This is a genomic window from Mesorhizobium koreense (assembly GCF_031656215.1).
Lineage (GTDB): Bacteria > Pseudomonadota > Alphaproteobacteria > Rhizobiales > Rhizobiaceae > Mesorhizobium_L > Mesorhizobium_L koreense.
Genome location: NZ_CP134228.1, coordinates 1,897,693 through 1,915,178, shown reverse-complemented (window position 1 = coordinate 1,915,178; position 17,486 = coordinate 1,897,693). Strand labels below are relative to the sequence as shown.

Here is a 17,486-nt window from a genome sequence, read left to right as displayed (position 1 = left end):
CGGTCACTTCTCTTTCTTCTTGTACATGGCGAGCATGCGCTGCGTGACCAGGAAGCCGCCGAAGATGTTGACCGAGGCGAGCACCAGCGCGACGAAGCCGAAACCGCTCGCAAGCCCGGATGCCGAAATGCCGACGGCAAGCAGCGCACCGACCACGATCACCGACGAGATGGCGTTGGTGACCGACATAAGCGGCGTGTGCAGTGCCGGCGTCACCGACCAGACCACGTAATAGCCGACGAAGATCGCCAGCACGAAGATGGCGAAGCGGAAGATGAAGGGGTCGATAGCACCGCCCGTTGCGGCATGCGCGGCCGCACCAGCCGCGTCGGCGGCATGGTCGGCATAGCCGGCGCTCGTCTCGAGAGCAGCCCGCACCGATGCGGAAGCCTTGTCGAGCTGGTCAAGGGCCTGTGTAAGCGCCGTCTTTTCCATCATGCGCCTCCCTTCGGCTTGGCGGGAGCCTTCTTCGCGCGCGTCTTGGCGGTTGCTGCCTTGCCACCGGCCTTCTTCGCGGCGGCAGGCTTCGATGCCGAAGCCGCTTCATCCGCCTTGGCCGCGCTCGCGGAAGGTGCGGCACCGGCGAAATTCGGATGAACGACCGCTCCGCCGTCCGTCAGCATCGTGGCCTTGACGAGCTCGTCATCACGATTGAGTGCGATCTGTTTCGCTTCCTTGTCCACCATCGTCTCGAGGAAGGTGTAGAGGTTCTTCGCGTAGAGCAGGGAGGCCGTCGCCGCGATGCGGCCCGGCATGTTGAGATGGCCGACGATCTTCACGCCGCTCGCCGTCGTAACGATCTTGCCCGCCGCGGCGCCCTCCACATTCCCGCCACGCTCCACCGCCAGATCGACGATGACCGAGCCCGGTCGCATGGATTTCACCATCCCAGCGGATATCAGACGTGGCGCGGGCCTGCCCGGAATGAGCGCCGTGGTGATGACGATATCCTGCTTGGCGATATGGTCGGCCGTGAGTTGCGCCTGCTTCGCCTGATATTCCTTGGACATCTCCTTGGCGTAGCCACCCGCCGTCTCGGCCGCCTTGAACTCCTCGTCCTCGACGGCGAGGAATTTTGCGCCAAGCGACTGCACCTGCTCCTTCACGGCGGGTCGCACGTCCGTCGCGGTGACGACCGCGCCGAGGCGCTTGGCGGTGGCGATCGCCTGCAGGCCGGCGACGCCGACGCCCATCACGAACACCTTCGCCGCCGGAACCGTGCCCGCCGCCGTCATCATCATCGGCAGCGCCCGGTCATATTCGGAAGCCGCATCGATGACCGCCTGATAGCCGGCTAGATTGGCCTGGCTGGAAAGTACGTCCATCGACTGCGCGCGCGTGATGCGGGGCATGAACTCCATGGCGAACGCCGTCACCCCGGCCTTCGCCATCGCCTGCACGTCGCCCTCGTTACCATACGGGTCCATCGTGGCGATGACGATGGCGCCCTTCCTGTATGATTTGAGCTCGGCGGCGGTCGGCCGGCGGACCTTGAGCACCACGTCGGCCTTGCCGACATCGGACGCCTTGCCGATCGTTGCGCCGGCCGCCTTGAAGTCCGTGTCCGGTATGCGCGAATGCTCTCCGGCACCGCCTTCGACGATGATTTCAAGGCCGAGGCCAGCCATGCGCTTCACCGTCTCGGGCGACGCCGCAACGCGCGGCTCGCCAGCCACCGTTTCCCGCGGGATGAAGACTGTTTGTCCCACCGCCTTATGCCCTCCCGATTGGGAAATAGGCGACTGCGGGCGTGTGCCGAGTCGCCGGAAGAAAGGTCAGGCCACGTGCTCGGGCGCGCGGCGCAGAAGATAGATGCCGACGAGCGAGATAATGATGAAAAGGATCAGCGCGGAGAAGAAGCCGGCGCTGGTGAAATAGCCGAACGCCATCGCGATCATCAGCGCCACGACATGCAGCGTGCCGTATTTCGTCAAGCCCAGGAAGAGCCGATAGGTCTTCTCGTGCTCCGGATAGTCCATCGGTGCGCCCATTTCGACCGGACCGGCGGGCGAATGATCTGCCATGGTGAAACCCTCAAGAATGCCGTTCCCGCCGACATAGCGAAAAGCCGGGTGAAGGGCAATGGCAGGTTTCGCCGCACATGCCGCCAAGGTCCGGCGCGTTGAGCCGTGACCCGTTCACGAAAGCCAGCGTTTACGCCGTTTGTAATGCTTGACGTTCTTGAAGGACCGGCGGCCTTCGCCGCCGATGCCGAGATAGAATTCCTTGACGTCCTCGTTTTCGCGCAGCGCATGCGCCTCGCCGTCGAGCACGATGCGTCCCGATTCGAGGATGTAGCCGTATTTCGCGTAACGCAGCGCGATGTTCGTGTTCTGCTCGGCAAGCAGGAAGGAAACGCCCTGCTCCTCGTTGAGCTTCCGCACGATCTCGAAAATCTCCTCGACCAGTTGCGGCGCAAGCCCCATGGACGGTTCATCGAGCAGGATCATCTTCGGCCGCGACATCAGTGCCCGCCCGATCGCCACCATCTGCTGCTCGCCGCCCGACGTGTAGCCGGCCTGGCTCGACCGCCTCACCTTGAGGCGCGGGAAATAGGAATAGACCAGTTCCAGGTCGCGGTGGATCGCCGCCTTGCCGTCGCGGCGCGTGAACGCGCCGGTCATGAGATTGTCCTCGACCGTCAGATGGCCGAAGCAATGGCGCCCTTCCATCACCTGGATGCAGCCGCGACGAACAAGTTCGTTCGGGGAGGAGGTCTGTATTTCCTTCCCCTCGAACAGGATGTTGCCCTTGGTGACTTCGCCGCGCTCGCCGCGCAGCAAGTTGGAGATCGCCTTCAGCGTCGTCGTCTTGCCGGCGCCGTTGGCGCCGAGAAGCGCCGTGATGCCGCCGGCCGGCACCGAAAAAGAGACACCTTTCAGGACAAGGATCACCCGGTCGTAGATGACCTCGATATTGTTGACCGACAAGATGGCGTCGGTTGCCGGTTGAAGGTTCGTTGCGATCGTCATCGAGGCTCCGCGCTTACTGCCCTTCTCCCCGCGAACGAGGGTTCGCGGGGAGAAGAACGCCTTCATTACATCTTGCACTCTTCGTTGACCGGCCAGGGCTTGTTCGCCTCGGCATATTTCGCGGCCTCGGTCTTGGACAGATCGGCATACATTTCCGTCTCCGGCTTCAGCAGATCGGAAGACTTCACGAATTTGGAGCCGTCCCACTGGAGCATCCAGCCGCCGGCGTGACCGGAATGGTCGGCGCAGGAAGTGGAGAAGGACGGCACCATGCCGGTCATACCGATCTCCGCCAGATGCGCGTCGTCAAGCTTGAGGTTCTCCAGCCCCCAGCGCAACTGCTCGGCCGATACGACCTTGGTGTTGAAATGCTCCTGCGCCGCCTTCATCGCCTCGACGGTGAACATCGAGATCACGACACCCCTCTGGTAGAAGACGTAGTCGAACTCGTCCTTGGGCAGCATCGACTGGCCCGCATCGACGACATATTTCTTCACGTCCTGCATGACCTTGGAGTTGGACTCCGGATAGCTCCACGAGATCGAGCGATAGCCCTTGCCGGCTTCCCCGACCGTCTTGAGGTCGGCATCGCTGCCCGACCACCAGATGCCGACGAAATGATCCATGGGGAACTTGGTCTTGACCGCTTCGGTGAGCGCGCCGGCATTCATGGCGCCCCAACCCCACATCAGGACGTAATCAGGTTTCTCGCGACGGATCTGCAACCACTGCGCAGACTGGTTCTGCATTTCTTTCACGCCGACCGGAATCGCCTGGAAGGTGAAGCCGTATTTATCCGCATAGGCCTGAAGCAGCGGGATCGGCTCCTTGCCGTAGGGCGCGTCGAGATGCAGGAGGACGATCTTCTTGCCTTTCAGGCTGGCGAGGTCGCCCTTGGCGATGTCCTGCAGGATCATCGAGGCGCCGTCCCAATAGCTGGTCGGCGGGTTGAAGGCCCACTGGAAGGTCTTGCCGTCGGCCATCGGCGAGAAGCCATAGCCCGGCGCCAGGATCGGCACCTTATCGATGTTCGACTTCGGCAGAACCTGCAGCGTGATACCGGTCGACCAGGGCTGCGTGACAATGCTCTGCCCCTTGGTCTTCTCGTAGCACTCGACACCCTTTTCGGTGTTGTAGCCGGTCTCGCATTCCTGATAGTCGATCTTCACGCCGTTGACGCCGCCGTCCCGCGCGTTGATCATCAGCATGTAGTCGCGCTGGCCGTTCATGACCGGCGTGCCGGTCGCCGCGAAGGGGCCGGTCCGATAGGAAAGATTGGTGACGTTCACCGAATCTTCCGCCAGCGCCGGAAGGGTGAGCATCGTCCCCATGGCCAGAAGGGCCGGTAGCAGGCATTTCCTTGTAAGTGCGTTCATCGCTTTTCCTCCACTCCAATTGTCACGACCCGGATGAGCCCGGCTTCGCCTAATGCGGGAAAGGCCAGATAATGAGCTTTTCCCTGATGATGCCCCAAAGCCTGGCCATGCCCAGCGGCTCGGCGATGAGGAAGGTGATGATGAGCGCCCCGACGATCATCGTGTTGAGGTGCTCCTGGGTCGCCGCCCCGATCGGCAGGCCGAGCGCCTCCGGTACGACGCCGAGGATGACGGGCAGCGCCACGATCAGGAGCGCGCCGAAATAATTGCCGATGATCGAGCCGAGCCCGCCTATGATCGCGATGAAGAGGATACGGAAGGAAAGCTGCACGTCGAACAGCACCGGCTCCGCCGCTCCGCGCCACAGGAACACGAACAGCGCGCCGCTCACCCCCGCGACATAAGACGATATGGCGAAGGCCGACAGCTTGGCGCGCATCAGGTTGATGCCCACCAGTTCGGCGGCGATATCCATGTCGCGCACGGCCTTCCACATCCGCCCGATACGGCCGCGCGTGATGTTGATGGCAAACCACGTCACAAGGCTGACGATGGCAAGCACGAAATAATACTGCGTCAGCGAACTGGCCTGCGGGCCGGCGACATAGACGCCGAACATCTTGATGTTCGGCACCTGGATGGCGCCCGAGGAATTGTAGTTGTAAAGCCACGCCCATTTCTCGAACAGCCAGACGAGGAAGAACTGCGCGGCGAGCGTTGCGATCGCGAGATAGAAGCCCTTGATACGCAGCGAGGGCAGGCCAAACACGACCCCCACCGACGCGGCGAAGAAGCCCGACAGCGCAATCGCCACCACGAGGTTCATGCCCGGAAAGATGGTCGTCAGCTTGTAGCAGGCATAGGCGCCGACCCCCATGAAGGCCGCCGTTCCGAGGGACAATTGCCCGGCATATCCGGTGAGAAGGTTAAGCCCAAGCGCGGCCAGCGAATAGATGAGGACGGGGATGAGCAGCGTCTGGAAGACGAATTCGTTGGCGCTGAACGGCAGGATCACCCATGCGAAAAACAGGATCACGCCGAGCAACACCGCGTCCTGGCGCACGGGGAAAAGCGCGAAATCCGCTTCGTAGCTGGTCTTGAACTGGCCCGCCGTCCGGTAAAGCATTCTTTTACACCCGCTCGATGATCTTTTCGCCGAAAATGCCCTGCGGCCGGAACAGGAGCACGATCAACGCAAGCACGTAGGCAAACCATGTCTCGGTGTTGCCGCCCAGTAGCGGCTGCCCCCAGTAGATCTCAAACAGCTTCTCCAGAAGGCCGATCGCCACGCCGCCAATGATGGCGCCGGGCACCGATTCCAGGCCGCCCAGCATCAGCACCGGCAGCGCCTTGTAGGCGATGACCTCCAGCGCGAAGGAAACGCCGGCACGCGCGCCCCACACGATGCCGGTAGCGAGCGCGATGATGCCCGCGATGAACCACACCACCACCCAGATCGTCGACAACGAGATGCCGACGGACATCGCCGCCTGATGATCGTCGCCGAGCGCGCGGATGGCGCGCCCCATCTTGGTCCGGTTGAGGAAGAGGATCAGCACCGCCACCAGAACCACCGCACCCACGACAGCGGTCAAATCCTTCTGTTCGATGGAAAGCAGCCCGCCGAAAGGCTCGAACTCGAAGCTGCCCGTAGGAATGCCCAGTTGCTCGGTGATCATCAGCTTGTTCTCGCCGCCGAAGATCAGCTCACCGAAACCGATGAGGAACAGCGTGATGCCGATCGTCGCCATGAAAAGGATGATGTCGGGCTGGTTGACGAGCGGCCTCAGCACGACCCTTTCCACCGTCACGGCCAGAACGAGCATGATGCCGAGAGTAAGGAGCACGGCGAGCCAGGCAGGCACGCCGTGCTCATGCAGGCCGACCAGCGACAGCGCGGCGAACACCACCATGATGCCTTGCGCGAAATTGAACACGCGCGAGGCCTTGAAGATCAGCACGAAGCCGAGCGCGATCAGCGCATAAAGCACGCCGGATACCAGCCCTTCCCAAAGAACCTGCATCAGGAAATCCGGCGCCGAAATCATGTCGGCGAACGGCTTGACCAGTATCTGATAGGCAAGATCCATGTTCCCCCTCCCGGCTCGTCCCCTTAGCAGCTAGCTCGCGAGCTGCGGGAACAGGCCGATAAGGCCGATGACGATCAAGTAGATTGCGACGATGTAGTTCAACAGGCGCGGCACGATCAGGATGAGAATGCCGGCGATAAGGGAGATCAGCGGTGCGAAATGAATTCCATGCATGTCTCTGGCTCCACGAATGTCAGTGTGCGACGCCGAGATAGGCGTCGATAACATCCTTGTTCGTCTTCACGGCGTCCGGAGGGCCGTCCGCGATCTTTTTTCCATAGTCGAGGACGACGACCCGGTCCGAGAGATCCATGACCACGCCCATATCGTGCTCGATCAGCGCGATCGTCGTGCCGCGATGGCGATTCACCTCCACGATGAAGCGGCTCATGTCCTCCTTTTCCTCGAGGTTCATGCCGGCCATCGGCTCGTCGAGAAGGAGAAGCATCGGCTCCATGGCGAGCGCGCGGCCGAGTTCCACGCGCTTCTGCAGCCCGTAGGGCAGCTTGCCGACCGGCGTATGCCTTATGTGCTCGATCTCCAGGAAATCGATGATCTCCTCCACGACCTCGCGGTGCTCGATCTCCTCGCGAAGCGCCGGGCCGTGGCGCAACATCTGCCAGAAAAGGCCGCTTTTCATTTTCACCGAGCGCCCGGCCATGATGTTATCGAGGGTCGACATGCCCTTGAACAGCGCGACGTTCTGGAAGGTGCGGGCGATCCCCTGCCCCACCGCCTCATGCGCCTTCATCGCGCGCCGTTCCCTGCCGCGAAAGAGGATGGTCCCTTGCTGCGCGGTATAGAAGCCGTTGATGACGTTGAGCATCGAGGTCTTGCCGGCGCCATTCGGGCCGATGATGGCGCGGATCTCGCCCTTCAGCACATCGAAGGAGATGTCGCTGATCGCCTTCACCCCGCCGAAGGAGAGCGACACGTTGCGCACATCGAGCAGCACTGCCCCGTCGGCGATCGCGTCGCCCGCATCGGCAAGTCCTGCAGGATCGGGACGCGCGTTCATTCGGCCGCCTCCCGCCAGCCCGTCCGGCCTTCGCCGAAGACCGGAGCGTCGAGGATCGAGAGCGTCGCCCGGATACGGCCCTTGCGGCCGTCTTCATAAGTGACTTCCGTCTCGACGTATTTCTCCGTCGAGCCGTCATAAAGCGCCTCGATCAGTTCGCCGTAGCGCTCGGCGATGAACCCTCGCCTCACCTTGAGCGTGCGGGTGAGTTCGCCGTCGTCGGCGTCGAGTTCCTTGTGCAGTACGATGAAGCGGCGGATCTGCGACCCCGCCATCAGTTCCTCGCGCGATAGCCTCAGATTCGCTTCCCCGACATGGCCGAGGATGATCTTGAGCACTTCGGGATGACTGGCCAGTTCCTGATAGGAAGCGTAGGCGATGCTGTTGCGCTCCGCCCAGTTGCCCACGGCCTGGAGATCGATATTGACGAACGCCGCGCAGAATTCGCGGCCGTGCCCGAAAGCAACCGCTTCCTTGATGTTGGGGAAGAATTTCAGCGTGTTCTCGACATATTTCGGGGCGAACAGCGCGCCCGTCTCCAGCCGGCCGACGTCCTTGGACCGGTCGATGATCTTCAACTGGCCGTCCTTGTCGAAGAAGCCGGCATCGCCGGTCTTGATGAAGCCGTCCGGCGTCATCACCTCGGCGGTCTTCGCGTCCTCCTTGTAATAGCCGGCGAACTGGCCCGGCGAGCGGAACTGCACCTCGCCATCCTCCGCGATGCGGATATCGACATTGGGCACGGCCGGGCCGACCGCGTCGGAACGGACCTCGCCGTCTTTCTGCGCCGTTACATACAAGAACGCTTCGGTCTGACCGTAAAGCTGCTTCAGGTTGATGCCGAGCGAGCGGAAGAAGGAAAATAAATCCTCGCCGATCGCCTCGCCGGCCGTATAGGCGATGCGGATGCGCGAAAGGCCAAGCACGTTCCGGAGCGGCGCATAGATGATGGCGTTGCCGAGCGCATAGGCGATGCGGCCCGAAAGCGGCACCGGGCGCTGCTCCAGGATCGCCTCGCCATATTTCTTCGCCACGCCGATGAAATGGCGGAAGAGCCAGCGCTTGGGACGGCTGGCATCCTCCATGCGGATGGTGACGCTGGTGAGCAACGATTCGAAGATGCGCGGCGGCGCGAAATAGAAGGTAGGCCCGATCTCCCTCAGATCCTGCGGCACCGTCTCCTGGCTTTCCGGGCAGGCCATGCAGAACCCGGAAACATAGCTCTGCGCGAAGTTCAGGTAGTGGTCGCCGACCCAGGCGAGCGGCAGATACGCGAGCACGCTGTCCTTTTCCGTCAGCGTGTCAAACGTCACCGTGTCGAGCGTCGCGGCGACCGCCGCCCCGGCACGCACCATCACCCCTTTGGAGCGTCCCGTCGTGCCGGATGTATAGAGCATGACGGAAACGTCCTCGCCGCTGGCGGCGCGGACCTTCTCCTCCCATCGGCGGGCCGCCTCCGGATCGGCGGCGACTATCTCCCTGCCACGCGCCTGCAACGCCTCGAAGGAATGGAGCGTAGCCGGATCGTAATCCTCGAGCCCGCGCGCCTCGTCATAGATGACGTGTTCGAGCGCCGGGATACGTTCGGCGAAGGACTGGATCTTGTCGACCTGCTCCTGATCGCTGACGATGGCGAAACGCGCACCGGCATGGTCAAGCACATAGGCCATCTCCTCGGCCACCGCGTCGGCATAGACGGGAACGGGAATGGCGCCAAGCGCCTGCGCCGCGGCGAAAGTCCAGTAAAGCCGCGGTCGGTTCGGCCCGACGATCGCAACCTTGTCGCCATGTTCGACGCCAAGTTCGGCAAGGCCGATTGAGAAGGCGCGCACCTCGTCGAGCTGCCGGGCCCAGGTCCAGCTTTGCCAGATGCCGTAATCCTTGAAGCGCATGGCGGGCCGCTCCGCGAAGCGCGAGGCGTTCAGCAGCAGATATTTCGGGAACGTGTCGAGAGTTTCGGCGGCACCCGCCGTCGAATCCATTTTTTATCTTCCTCCCAGCCGTCCTCGCATCATTCGCGATGTTGGACCAAATTTATCGCGTGCGCTGATCCAGCCGCAAGTAGCCAATCGGCTATGCCTGCCGAGCGGGCGACATGGACAGGATCGTTTAAATGGGTCTGTCCCGCAACAGATGGCTTGACAGACAGAGCGGCACGATGCGTGATAGATGGGAGCTTCTGTGTGTTTCGCGGCAAACAGCCTCAGTAGGTTCTGAGCGCCGCCAGGTTGAGCACCCTTATTTTTCCGTGCTCGGCACGGATCAGCCCCTCATCTTCCAGTTCGGCAAGGCTGCGGTTTGCGATTACGCGCGAAACGCCGGCCAGAAGCCCGAGCTCTTCCTGGGTGATCTCGATCTGAGAGCCGGCGCCCGGATAGAGCACCGGATTGAAGAGCCAAGACAGATTGCGGGCGACACGCGCCTTCGCGTCGAGGATCCGGTCGTGCTCGATCGTGGCGATGAACTGGCCCATGCGCTCGTTGAGCTGACGAACGAGGAACCGGTTGAAGCCGGTGCTGTTCTCGTAGAGCCAGAAGAAGGTGGCCCGGTTCATCATGGCGAGCCGCGTCTCGCGCAGCGCGACCAGATCGTATTGGCGCGGCTCCTCCTTGAGGATCGATCCTTCGCCGAACCAGCCGCCAGTGCCGATGCCGGCAAAAGTCATCGCCTTGCCGCCTTGCGATACGGTGCTGATCTTGACGAGACCCTGCGCCACTCCGGTCCAGTAATCGAGACGATCGCCGCGATGGCAGATATAGGCCCCCTTCGGAAAGACCTTCTCGATGGTGCCTTTGCGGGCACGATCGATCTCGTCCGCGGAAAGCTCCGCCGCCCAGACCGAATTGCGAACGGTCTCGTCTCGGGATGAACTCGCCTTGTAGCTCGTCAAATGTGTACGGTTTACCTCTCGAATGGCGCCTGCTGCAAGCGCGGCGCGAGCGGACCGTTATGCGGCGTGTCGGATATACTTCGCGCTCGGCAGGATCGTCAGCGACGCGGAGCGGTCATCTTCCGGCGGGCTGAACAGCAACCGCCTCTCGAGCGCCGTGGACCGGAAGAAGGCGAAGCGCCGCGCGCCCTGATCCGGCGACATCGGGCACGGAGCCTGCCAAAGATCCACCGGCGTCGTCAGGCCCGGATAGATGCGCCCTCTCACGATCGGCTCGGCGATGAATACGCGCCTGTAGAAGGCCGCATGCTCCTCTTTTATCGCTGTCAGGCAGGCGGTCGGCTTGAAATGGTGGCAGGCGATCAACGCAAGCCGCAACGTGATGTAAGGCAGGACCCTGAGTTCCGCCGACCAATCCTTGTCGGCCGCGAAGCGGCTGGGATCGACATAGGATGCACCATTGGCGATACGGGGCTCGAGCACATCGCCGAACACCTTGACGCTCGGCGAGACAGGTACCTCGCCGGTCACATGATGGAGCCTGACCGTGCTGACCAGATGGCCGTCATAATAGACGCCGTAGTTGAATACATTCGCGCTGTAGTCGAATTCATCTTCGACGATGCGCTTGGCATCCGCCTTGATCATGCCGACCGACAGGTAAGAATCGTAGCGGAGACGGAATATGCTTTCCAGATCTTCCCCGCTTCGGCAAATCCTGTATTCGATATGCTCCATCAATTGCAGGACAATTCTGGAGAAAGCGTTCATACCGGGATCGTCAAACTCTACACCCCCGCGCTTCCCCACACTTTCTTCGACAGAATGAGTGTCCAACACCGCCTCCTCTACCACCGTGGAAAGCGTAAACCCATCCTTAACCACAGGAAAGTTGAAAATAAAAACCAAAGAATTTACGGTATGTTAACCTTAACGGATCGTTAAGATCGGCTCTCTCCCGATGAAGGCAATGCCCCGAAGGTGAAGGCCGGTTTCGGGATAAGGCTATGCGCGAAATCACACGCTGAAGCGCGTGAGCCGGTCACAAAGATCGCGGCGCATTTTTGGCTTCAGCGCCGGGAGGATCTGCGGACGTTCTCGATTTCGCTGCCGAACGGCCATACGGTGCTGGACATCGTCTCGATGCCGGAAGCGGTGAGTGCCGAGCCGAAAAGGAAGCCCTGCACCAGGTCCGGCTTTACGTTCAGTGCAAGCACCTTCAATTGCTCGAAGGTTTCCACGCCTTCCATCGTGACGACGAGTCCGAGCGAACGCGACAGATCGGCGATCCCTCGCAGCAATTGCAGCGAACGCTCGTTGCGCACCACATCCATGAGGAAGCTGCGGTCGATCTTGACCTTGTCCAGCGGCAGCGTGTGCAGATAGCTGAGGCTCGAATAGCCGGTGCCGAAATCGTCGAGAGCGATCCTGACGCCAAGCGCCTTGAGTTCGCCCAGATACTCGCGCGTGAGCGACTTGTCGTCCAGAAGCGCCGTCTCGGTGACCTCGATCTCGAGCCGCCGCGGCGCCAGACCCGATGCGGCCAGCGCGTCGCGGACCTTTTCGACAATGCCGTGATCGCGGAAATCCTTGGCCGACAGATTGATGCAGACCGTTATGGGGTCCGGCCACTTGGCACATTCGGCGCAGGCCGCCGCCAGCATGAAGCTCGATATTTCCGAGATGATCCCCATCTCTTCGGCGAGAGGGATGAAGATCGCCGGCGAGATCGGGCCGAGCTGCGGGTGATCCCACCGGCAAAGCGCCTCGCAGCTTGCGATCCGCATCGTATCCATTGCCACGATCGGCTGATAGACCACTCTCAGTTCCCGCGCCTCGACGGCGCTGCGCAGATCGGCTTTCATGATCTGGCGATTGCGGAACGCCGCATCCATTGCGGTCTCGAAAAGCCTCCAGCTGTCCTTGCCCTGGTCCTTTGCCTTGTAGAGCGCGAGGTCGGCCTTGACGATCATGCTGTCGACATCGGTCTCGCCGACCATGTCCAGGACAGCGCCGGCGCTGCACTGGATGCGCAGGCAATGCCCGGCGACGTCGACTTCGCCTTGCAGGCCCTGGAAAATGGTATCGAGGTTTCGCTTGAAATCCGCCTCGTCGGCGATACGATCGAAGAAGATCATGAACTCGTCGCCACCGAAGCGGCTGACCTTGGCATCCTCGCTCGCAAAAGAGGCGAGCCTCTCGGCAACGGCATAGATCAGCCCGTCCCCCACCGGGTGCCCGAGCGTATCGTTGATGCTCTTGAAATCGTCGAGATCGAAGACGGCGAGGCCGCATAGCCGGTCGCGGCCGCCGCTCGCCATCGCCTCCATCACCTGTTCGTTGAAATAGGCCCGATTGGCAAGCCCGGTAAGATTGTCGTAGCGAGCCATGAAGCGAACGCGTTCCTCCGCCTCGACCCGAGCCGTCACATCCTCGAATGTTATGACGCCAAGTTCGTCACGGCCTTCGCGTGTGGAGAACTCGAAATGGCGACCGTTCCGGAAACTGAGCAGCAGCTTGCGGTCGCGGCCTTCGTGAAGCGCCCGCGTGAGCTGAGTCTCCGCGAATTGCGCATCCTTGCGGCTGAGAAGCCCCGCCGCGACACCCCGCGCCATGAGCGATTTCAGCGAACGGCCAAGCAACCTGTCAGGGGAAGCCGTGAGCATCAAATGCGCGGCTTCTGAATTGGCCACGGCCACCTGTCCCTCGGGGTTCAGCATGATCAGGCCGTGCGGCATGGTGTTCAATGCGCGGTCGAATCTCTGGGCCAGTTGCTTGGCAGTCCGATGGCCGATAACCGCCGAGAACAAGACTTCACGAATTTGACTGGCAGTGCTCCTGATGATCAGGAAAAATGGAATGGTCATTATCCCGAGCAGGATATGGGCGATATCCCCGCGCAGAACGAGCCCAAGACCATACGGAGTCAGAAAGCACGCGGAAAATATCGCCACCATTCGCGGTGAGCCATAATTGCGCCCCGCCACCGTGACGATGGAACCGAATGTCAGGCACACAGCAACTATTTCAGCGAAATGATCTCTCGCTACAAAAAAAGCAACGAAGCAAAATAGTCCAAGGGAAAACGCCTGAGCGCTTCCCCGAAAAATATAGTGTTTTTCCCACCGTTGCGCATCGCTCTCGTCGATGATCTGTTCCGAGCGATAGAATTTCAGCATTCCGACGTAACGCCAGATGCCGACGATCAAGAGCAGGATCGCCATTTCGGCGTAGATTGGATAGCCGCTTTTCCAGAAAGTCAGAAAAGCAAGGAATGCGTGGATACAGGCGCCGGAAAGAACAGTATGGACGCTGTTAAACAACGAGCGAACAAACTGGATGTAGACATCGGCAGGGATGTTTCCCGGTTTTGTTCGCTTCATTGATAGGAGTCCGCCGGCTGACGGCAGATAATGGCACACCCCCCTTAATAAATCGCTTATGTAGCGCCAAGCAGGGAGAAGCCGAAAAGCCCTTATCATTCAGCGGCTTGCAGCACCTCGGATGCTTCAGAACCGTGCAAAAATCGGGACGTAAGGCGCTTGCGCTCCCCCTCGGCCTTGGCCGCATTGGCCGCCTTCACGTGGCCGAAGCCGCGGATCAGCGACGGCACCGAGGCGAGCGCCACGGCGGCCTGGATCCGCTCCGCCGAAAGCGTCGCGGCGATACGGTCCAAATCGCTCTCGTACTCGGCAAGCAGACGCTTCTCCATATGCCGCTCTTCCGAATAGCCGAAGATGTCGAACACTGTGCCGCGCAGCCCTTTCAGCGAGGCAAGCACGCCGAACGCCTTCATCATCCACGGGCCGAATTTCGACTTGCGCAAGCGGCCGTCCGCACCACGCCGATTGAGGATCGGAGGCGCGAGGTGGAATTCGAGCTTGTCGTAATGCTCGAACTCGGCGGCAAGCTGCTTCCGGAACGAGCCGTCCGTATAGAGCCGGGCAACTTCGTACTCGTCCTTGACCGCCATCAGTTTGAAGAGGTTGCGCGCCACCGCCTCGGCCACAACGGTCGAGCCTGGCACGGCCTTCTCCTCGGCCGAGCGGATCGCGGCTAAGCGCTTGCGGTAGCGCTCCGCATAAGCCTTGTCCTGATAGGAAGTCAGGAACGCGGCGCGCTTCTGGACGATCTCGTCGAGCCCTTCGGCGAATTTGCGATCGGACGCTCCGCCGCGTGCCTTCTCGACCATGCCACGGACGAAATCCGGATCGTGCGCCGCGCGCCGGCCCCAGCGGAAGGCCGAGACGTTCATAGCCACCGCCTGCCCGTTGAGCTCGATGGCGCGCTCGATCGCCTCCGCAGAAAGCGGCAGTCCGCCATGCTGATAAGCGAAGCCGAGCATGAACATGTTGGCGCCGAGCGAATTGCCGAACAGGACGGTCGCGGTGCGCGTCGCGTCGAAGAAATGCGCATGCTCCTCGCCCGCCGCCGTCCTGATCGCCTTCTTCAGCCGCTCGGTCGGCAGCGAGAAATCGGTCGAGCGGGCAAAGTCGCCCGGCATCACTTCGGCGGTATTGGCGACGAAGATCGTATGCCCCTCGCGGGCCGCCGCCAGCACCTTCTTGGCACCCGATACGACAAGATCGCAGCCAAGGATCAGGTCCGCCTTGCCGGCGGATACACGGATGGCGTGGATGTCGGCCGGAGACCTTGCCACCTGGATGTGGCTGTAGACGGCGCCACCCTTTTGCGCGAGGCCGGCCATGTCGATCATGCCGCAGCCCTTGTCTTCCAGATGGGCGGCCATGCCGAGGATGGCGCCGACGGTGACGACGCCCGTCCCGCCGATGCCGTCCACGATCGCCGACCATCCGCCTCCGAGCGGTGCAAGCTCGGGCTCCGGCACGCCTTCCAGCGGATCGTGCCGGCCGGCCGCGCCCTCCGCCTTGCGGATGCGCGCGCCATGCACCGTCACGAAGGACGGGCAGAAGCCATTGACGCAGGAGAAGTCCTTGTTGCAACTCGACTGGTCGATCCGCCGCTTGCGGCCGAACTCGGTTTCCAGCGGCTGCACGGAGACGCAATTGGAGGCGATGCCGCAATCGCCGCAGCCCTCGCAGACCAGTTCGTTGATAACGACCCGCTTGTCCGGATCGGGGAACGTGCCGCGCTTGCGGCGGCGGCGCTTCTCCGCCGCGCAGGTCTGGTCATAGAGCAGCACCGAGACGCCCGGTACCTCACGCAACTCGCGCTGAACGGCATCCAGATCGTCGCGATGGCTGATCGTCGCGCCCACGGGGAAATCGGCTTTGCCGGCATATTTTTCCGGCTCGTCAGTCACGATTGCGACGCGCTGCACGCCCTCGGCGCGCACCTGCCGGGCGATCGCATCGACGGAAAGGCCGCCCTCATGCGGCTGTCCGCCGGTCATGGCCACGGCGTCGTTGTAAAGGATCTTGTAGGTGATGTTGGCGTCCGAAGCGAGCGCGAAGCGCAGCGCCAGCATTCCGGAATGGTTGTAGGTGCCGTCGCCGAGGTTCTGGAAGATGTGGTCGCGCTTGGAGAAAGGCGCCTGGCCGATCCATTGCGCGCCCTCTCCGCCCATCGCCGTGAAGCCGACGGTGGAGCGGTCCATCCAAAGCGACATGAAATGGCAGCCGATACCCGCTGACGCGAGCGAGCCTTCCGGCACCTTGGTCGAGGAATTGTGCGGGCACCCTGAACAGAAATAGGGCGTGCGCGTCGCCACGTCCGTCGTGTCGGCGAGCATCGCCTGGAACTGCCGCATGCGGTCGACGCGGGCCGCGATCTCTTCCGAAGGCCCGATGATCTTGAGCACGCGCTCGCCGATGGCAATGGCGACCTCGTTCGGATCGAGCGCCCCCTTGGCCGGGAAGAGCCAGTCGCCGCGCTCGTCCTTCTTGCCGACGATGACCGGCTGCATCGCCGTGCCGTACAGGCTTTCGCGCAACTGCACCTCGATCAGCGACCGCTTCTCCTCGACCACCATCACCGTTTCGAGGCCCTTGACGAATTCGCCGATATGCTCGAAATCGAGCGGCCACGGGCAGGCGACCTTGAAGAGACGGATGCCGAGTTCGTTGGCGCGCGCCTCGTCGATACCGATATCGTCAAGCGCCTGGCGCACGTCGAGATAGCTTTTTCCCACCGTGATGATGCCGAGCTTGGGATCGCGCCCGCCGGAATAGACGATCCGGTTCAGGTTGTTGGCGCGGATGAAGGCGGCCGCCGCCCGTCGCTTGTGCTCGTGCAGCCGCTCTTCCTGACCGAGCATGTCGATCTCATGGCGGATAGAGAGTCCGCCGTGCGGCATTTCGATCTCTGGCAGGGTAATGGCGAGCCGGTCGAGTGAAACATCGACCGAGGCGGTCGATTCAATATTGTCCTTGACGCATTTCATCGCCGCCCACATGCCGGCGAAACGTGAAAGCGCGTAACCGTAGATGCCGTAATCGACCATCTCCTGAACCCCGGCCGGGTTGAAGATCGGGATCATCGCATCGACGAACGCGAATTCGCTCGAATGCGCAGTGGTGGAGGATTCGGCCGTGTGGTCGTCGCCCATCAGTGCAAGCACGCCGCCATGCGGAGACGTGCCGGCGAGATTGGCGTGGCGGAACACATCGCCGGAACGATCGACGCCCGGGCCCTTGCCGTACCAGAGGGCGAAGACCCCGTCATATTTGCCTTCGCCGAGAAGTTCAGTCTGCTGCGAGCCCCATGCGGCGGTCGCCGCCAGTTCCTCGTTGAGACCGGGCTGGAAGACGATGTCGGAAGCCGACAGTTGCTTCTTTGCCTTCCAGAGTTGCTGGTCCAGCCCTCCCAACGGAGAGCCGCGATAACCCGAGATGAAGCCGGCAGTATTCAGCCCGTCGCGGCGGTCGCGCTCGCGCTGCATGAGAAGCATGCGCACGATCGCCTGCGAGCCGGAGATGAATATCCGCTCCTTGGAAAGATCGTATTTGTCGTCGAGCGCGACCTGATGCAGCGTCATCTGCCATTCCTTCCGGTTCCGCGCTCGTTCGGCGGACTCTGTAACGGATCAGGAGATAGTGTTTCGCCGCTTTCTTACCACGTCAAACGAAATCGTGCCCCAGCGAAGATGGCGACAGGAAGCAACACCGAGCGCACGCAGGCAGAAATATTGCTGCGCTGAAACCGCCTTACCCGCATGAA

Annotated in this window: 14 protein-coding genes; all 14 read right to left on the bottom strand. The window is 61.9% G+C overall.

Going from position 1 to position 17,486, the window contains the following annotated elements; translation table 11 throughout:
• Positions 1–3 precede the first annotated feature (3 nt).
• The 14 genes from RBH77_RS09130 to RBH77_RS09065 all read right to left on the bottom strand — a co-directional run bounded on the left by RBH77_RS09130 (position 4) and on the right by RBH77_RS09065 (position 17,304).
• Positions 4–435 (bottom strand): proton-translocating transhydrogenase family protein, encoded by a 432-nt coding sequence (locus RBH77_RS09130; protein WP_311032482.1) that lies wholly within the window; start codon positions 433–435, stop codon positions 4–6.
• A complete protein-coding gene (locus tag RBH77_RS09125; protein ID WP_311031808.1) occupies positions 435–1,709 on the bottom strand; it encodes a Re/Si-specific NAD(P)(+) transhydrogenase subunit alpha in 1,275 nt (424 codons plus the stop codon). The genes RBH77_RS09130 and RBH77_RS09125 overlap by 1 nt, the downstream gene beginning before the upstream one ends.
• Positions 1,710–1,775: 66 nt before the next feature.
• Complete coding sequence (locus tag RBH77_RS09120) at positions 1,776–2,024, bottom strand: aa3-type cytochrome c oxidase subunit IV (protein WP_311031807.1); 249 nt, start codon at positions 2,022–2,024, stop codon at positions 1,776–1,778.
• 114 nt (positions 2,025–2,138) lie between these two features.
• Positions 2,139–2,972: an ABC transporter ATP-binding protein gene (locus tag RBH77_RS09115; protein ID WP_311031806.1), complete on the bottom strand. Its 834-nt coding sequence runs from the start codon at positions 2,970–2,972 to the stop codon at positions 2,139–2,141.
• Positions 2,973–3,037: 65 nt separating this feature from the next.
• Positions 3,038–4,348 (bottom strand): ABC transporter substrate-binding protein, encoded by a 1,311-nt coding sequence (locus tag RBH77_RS09110; RefSeq protein WP_311031805.1) that lies wholly within the window; start codon positions 4,346–4,348, stop codon positions 3,038–3,040.
• A gap of 49 nt (positions 4,349–4,397) precedes the next feature.
• Positions 4,398–5,474, bottom strand: a complete 1,077-nt coding sequence (locus RBH77_RS09105) for a branched-chain amino acid ABC transporter permease (RefSeq protein WP_311031804.1) — start codon at positions 5,472–5,474, stop codon at positions 4,398–4,400.
• 4 nt (positions 5,475–5,478) lie between these two features.
• Entirely contained in the window at positions 5,479–6,438 is a 960-nt protein-coding gene (locus RBH77_RS09100; protein ID WP_311031803.1) for a branched-chain amino acid ABC transporter permease, read from the bottom strand.
• Positions 6,439–6,468: 30 nt separating this feature from the next.
• Positions 6,469–6,612, bottom strand: coding sequence for a DUF3096 domain-containing protein (locus RBH77_RS09095; RefSeq protein ID WP_311031801.1), 144 nt, complete (start codon positions 6,610–6,612; stop codon positions 6,469–6,471).
• A gap of 19 nt (positions 6,613–6,631) precedes the next feature.
• Positions 6,632–7,456: an ABC transporter ATP-binding protein gene (locus RBH77_RS09090; RefSeq protein WP_311031800.1), complete on the bottom strand. Its 825-nt coding sequence runs from the start codon at positions 7,454–7,456 to the stop codon at positions 6,632–6,634.
• Positions 7,453–9,438, bottom strand: a complete 1,986-nt coding sequence (locus RBH77_RS09085) for an AMP-dependent synthetase/ligase (RefSeq protein WP_311031799.1) — start codon at positions 9,436–9,438, stop codon at positions 7,453–7,455. The genes RBH77_RS09090 and RBH77_RS09085 overlap by 4 nt, the downstream gene beginning before the upstream one ends.
• Before the next feature lie 221 nt (positions 9,439–9,659).
• On the bottom strand, positions 9,660–10,346 hold the full coding sequence (locus RBH77_RS09080; protein WP_311031798.1) for a Crp/Fnr family transcriptional regulator: 687 nt from the start codon (positions 10,344–10,346) through the stop codon (positions 9,660–9,662).
• Between the two features lie 57 nt (positions 10,347–10,403).
• Positions 10,404–11,117, bottom strand: coding sequence for an N-acyl amino acid synthase FeeM domain-containing protein (locus RBH77_RS09075; RefSeq protein WP_311031797.1), 714 nt, complete (start codon positions 11,115–11,117; stop codon positions 10,404–10,406).
• A 299-nt stretch (positions 11,118–11,416) separates the two neighbouring features.
• Positions 11,417–13,729, bottom strand: coding sequence for a putative bifunctional diguanylate cyclase/phosphodiesterase (locus RBH77_RS09070; protein ID WP_311032481.1), 2,313 nt, complete (start codon positions 13,727–13,729; stop codon positions 11,417–11,419).
• Positions 13,730–13,824: 95 nt separating this feature from the next.
• Positions 13,825–17,304 carry an indolepyruvate ferredoxin oxidoreductase family protein gene (locus RBH77_RS09065; RefSeq protein WP_311031796.1) on the bottom strand — a complete coding sequence of 1,160 codons (3,480 nt, stop codon included), beginning with the start codon at positions 17,302–17,304 and terminating at the stop codon, positions 13,825–13,827.
• Positions 17,305–17,486 lie beyond the last annotated feature (182 nt).